Source organism: Chitinophaga sp. (assembly GCF_036569125.1).
Taxonomy (GTDB): Bacteria; Bacteroidota; Bacteroidia; order Chitinophagales; family Chitinophagaceae; genus Chitinophaga.
The window spans coordinates 1-4,176 of sequence record NZ_DATCRF010000020.1 but is presented as its reverse complement, the minus strand read 5'-3'; the positions used below and the strand labels follow the sequence as shown (position 1 = coordinate 4,176).

4 protein-coding genes are annotated in these 4,176 nt (G+C 48.7%); all 4 read left to right on the top strand.

Annotation, left to right across the window (positions count from 1 at the left end):
* The coding region (locus VIM87_RS00690) for a hypothetical protein (protein ID WP_331995104.1) at nt 1-1,488 on the top strand (1,488 nt) is incomplete at its 5' end.
* Nucleotides 1,489-1,509: 21 nt separating this feature from the next.
* Nucleotides 1,510-2,304, top strand: a complete 795-nt coding sequence (locus VIM87_RS00685; protein WP_331995103.1) for a nucleotidyltransferase domain-containing protein — start codon at nt 1,510-1,512, stop codon at nt 2,302-2,304.
* Nucleotides 2,261-3,319 carry a DNA polymerase beta superfamily protein gene (locus VIM87_RS00680; RefSeq protein WP_331995102.1) on the top strand — a complete coding sequence of 353 codons (1,059 nt, stop codon included), beginning with the start codon at nt 2,261-2,263 and terminating at the stop codon, nt 3,317-3,319. The genes VIM87_RS00685 and VIM87_RS00680 overlap by 44 nt, the downstream gene beginning before the upstream one ends.
* 2 nt (nt 3,320-3,321) lie before the next feature.
* The coding region (locus VIM87_RS00675) for an RtcB family protein (protein WP_331995101.1) at nt 3,322-4,176 on the top strand (855 nt) is incomplete at its 3' end.

Genomic DNA, 4,176 nt, shown 5'->3' with positions numbered 1-4,176 from the left:
CCTAAAACTATTATCAAACGTACCGCGCGTAACAACCGGCACATTGTATGGCAGCTGGATGAAAGTGCACAGGGGCGCGTAAAAAGTAAAGCAGACCTGAAGCTGAAATACTCCCGTAAAGAGGGATTGATGGTAGCTAACTGGTTAAACAATATGAACCTGGAACCGGTACAGATGTGTGAAATGATGCACGCCAAACGTGGTATGTGGGTACGTTTTATCCGTGCCCTGCGCCTGGCAGAATACAGCAAACGCGCCTGCTTTGAAAAGCTACGTATCCTGATGGATAAATTCTATAAACAGGAGTACGATGTATGGCAGGCCTACGTGGAACATTACCGCCTGCGTTTTGATGCGGAAAGCACTTTTGAGCTGTTGAAAGAACGTCCGGGTTTGTTTGCACGCTCCCTGTTTGCCAACATGTTGTGGTTTGGCAGCGAAATAACGGTTGCCGCTTTTGCAGAAGTTGTTGATAAAGTACCGGCCCGCCTGGTATTTACCCTGAGCATGTATGCAGAGATGTATTTTGATGCGGCTAACGAGCGTACTGTAAAACCCCTGGGAGGCGTAAGCAAAAGAGTGCCGGCCAACAAGCTGCTGGAACTGTATACACCGGAAGAGCTGAATGCGATGAAAGAAGCCGTGGTGGACCTGTGTGTGCTGGCAGTAAAAAAACGTTTTGCCGCAATTGAAACAGCTGCTAAAACCATCTATATAGATGAACAGCTGTTTAACATACCGTTGCCGATCGGTGACCGCGGTGCTACTGTGCAGGACTTACCTTCCGCTTTAATGGGAACCCGTTTTAATGTAGAAGGAAACACCGTACGCCTGTTCATGCAATGGGGTACCGGCCTGCCGGCGCAGCGTATGGATATGGACCTGAGCTGTATGGTGGCTTATGCTGATAAAGCAGAACGTTGCTCTTATAGCTCACTGGTAGTAACCGGTTGTAAACATAGCGGTGATATCCGTAGCATACCGAATAAAATAGGAACAGCAGAGTATATAGAGATTGACCTGGATGCCCTGCAAAAGGCAGGCGCGCAGTATGTTACTTTTACCTGCAATGCCTTTAGCATCGGTAGTCTTACGCCGAACATGGTAGTGGGCTGGATGAACAGCCGCCACCCGATGAAGATCTCCGAAAGAACAGGTGTGGCTTATGATCCGTCCTGTGTGCAGCACCAGGTGCGTATTACCGGCGGACTGGATAAAGGCCTGGTATTTGGGGTGCTGGTAGTAGCTGCCAGAGAAATAGTATGGATGGAATTACCGTTCGATGGCCAGGTGGTACAAAACCTGGATACCAGGAACGTAACCAACATGTTAAAACGCCTGAACAGTAAATTAACCATCGGCCAGCTGTTGCGTATAAAAGCCGAAGCACAACATTTGGAGGAGCTGGTAACAGCAGATGCCGATGAAAGCTACACCCTGGAGTGGGCGCGTAACATTGCCGCAGTTACCAGGCTGCTGGTGGATTAGGAACCGTTTAAATGAACTGAGATGCGTGAAACTATAATAAACAAACTAAAACATATAACACAGGCAAACAGCATACGATTGCTGTTTGCCTGCGAATCCGGCAGTCGCGCCTGGGGCTTTCCATCGCCCGATAGTGATTATGACGTAAGGTTCATCTACATACGGAATACCGCAGATTATTTGTCGATAGAGAACAGTAAGGATGATCTGAGCTTTCCAATAAATGATGAGCTGGATGTTTACGGATGGGACCTGCGTAAAGTGCTGCAGCTGATAAAGAAATCCAACACTACCCCTTTTGAATGGCTGCAATCACCTGTAATATATCTGGAGCAGCCGGGTTTCAGGGAGGCATTGTGGAGCTTGTGCCCGCAGTATTTTGGCCGCAGGTCTAACATCCATCACTACCTGGGCATAGCCAGCAGTGCGCTGGCTACTATGGAAACTGAAGATGAGATAAAAATTAAAAAGCTCTTTTACGTACTACGGCCCTTGCTGGCTGCCAAATGGAACCTGGAATTAAACCGCATAGCGCCCATGACAATAGCGCCTTTGATGGAGCTGTTGCCCACGGAGCTGAAGGCGCAGGTAAAGGAGCTTATAAACTGGAAAACAACAGCCGTGGAAGGCCAGCTGATAAACATACCGGCCGCACTGCATGCCTGGATAAAGAACGAATTTGCCCGGATAGAAACATTGTCCGGCAATTTTGAAAAGAATTATTTTGAGGTGGCGCCGCTGAACGCTTTTTTCATACAAACCCTGCAGTTATATGACTATAGCAGAAATGAAGGCAAAGGGATGGCTGCTGTTTGAATGTATCAGCGGCAGCAAGGCCTACGGCCTGGATACCGCGACTTCGGATACCGACCTGAAAGGGGTTTATTATGTGCCGCGGGAACAGTTTTACGGGTTGGATTATGAACAGCAGCTTAGCAATGAAACCAATGATGAAGTATATTATGAGCTGGGCCGTTTTGTAGAGCTGTTGCTGAAGAACAACCCGAATATACTGGAGCTGCTGGCTACGCCGGATGATTGCGTGCTGTACCGGCACCCGCTAATGGAACAATTGCACATCGGCCTGTTCCTGTCCCGGCTTTGTAAAGATACCTTTGCAGGATATGCCATCACGCAGATAAAAAAAGCAAGAGGTTACAAAAAGAAGATCGTGAACCCGGTGGAGCCGGAACGTAAAACAGTGCTTGACTTTTGTTTTATTTTAAAAGGAGCCGGTACGGTTCCCCTGCGGGAATGGCTGCAGGCGCAGGGTTATACGCAGGAGCAATGTGGCCTTAGCAGCATTACACATGCAAAAGGATTGTACGCGTTGTTTTATGCTGAAACCGGGTACAGGGGCGTGGTGAGCAGCGATACTGCAAATGATGTGGTATTGTCATCCATACCCAAAGGCGCTGTTGAAAAAGCATATTTGTACTTTAATGTGGAAAGTTATTCCGCTTACTGTAAAGAATACAAAGAGTACTGGGATTGGGTGGAGCAACGCAATGAGCACCGCTACCTGAACAACCTGGAACATGGTAAAGGTTACGATGCCAAGAACATGATGCACACCATACGCCTGCTGCAGGTGGCCCTGGAAATAGCCACTACCGGCCGCTTACAGGTAAGGCGTAACAACCGCGAAGAATTGCTGGCCATAAAAGCCGGTAACCGGGAATACGAAGCGCTGCTGCAAATGGCCAACGGGTTAATGGAACAAATAACCAGCGCCTATGCTAACAGCAATTTACCGGCAGCGCCGGACAAAGAAAAGGTTACAGCCATCCTCATAAACATGCGGGATGTGTTATACCAACAAAAAATATAATCATGAAAACAACTATAAACGGTAAAGATCTTTTAGCCATTGGTTACCCGCAGGGCCGTGCGTTAGGCGCTGCGCTGGAATTGCTGCAGCAGCCTGCCATGGCTGGTATGGAAACCGCCGCTGCGCTGGCGCTGTTAAAAGCAGTGAAAGAGCAGCCGGAAAATTACCTGGACCATGAAGCACTGGAAGCATTGGCTACTATTATAATTGAAGATGCCAATGCTGCTGCAGATGGTACCATAGCCCTGAATGCAGATGCAAAGCAATATGCTATCTACGGCGCTGCACATATTGAAGAAGGCGCCCGTAAGCAAATGGCTACTGCCATGAAGCTGCCGGTAACGGTAGCCGGTGCTTTAATGCCGGATGCGCACCAGGGTTACGGCCTGCCAATAGGCGGTGTGCTGGCTACCAAAAACGCTATCATCCCCTACGGTGTGGGTGTGGATATTGGTTGCCGGATGGCCTTAACCATTTTTGATATACCGGAAACGCATTTCCTGGAAAATACGGCCAAGTATAAACGTGAATTGATTGCCCATACCAAGTTTGGTGCAGGCGCGGGTTTCCACGGCCAGCATAAGGCCGACCATGCGGTGCTGGAACGGGATGAGTTTAACTTAACCCCCTTCATTAAACAGCTGCATGATAAAGCCTGGACTCAGCTGGGAAGCTCCGGTGGTGGTAACCACTTTGTAGAATTTGGTAAAATTGAATTTGCAGAGCGGGATGAAGCCCTGAACATTGAAAAGGGAACTTACCTGGCCTTGTTAACGCACTCCGGTTCCCGTGGCCTGGGCGCTACCATTGCAGGTTATTATACCCGGCTGGCAAAACAGTTGTGTAAGCTGCCGCAG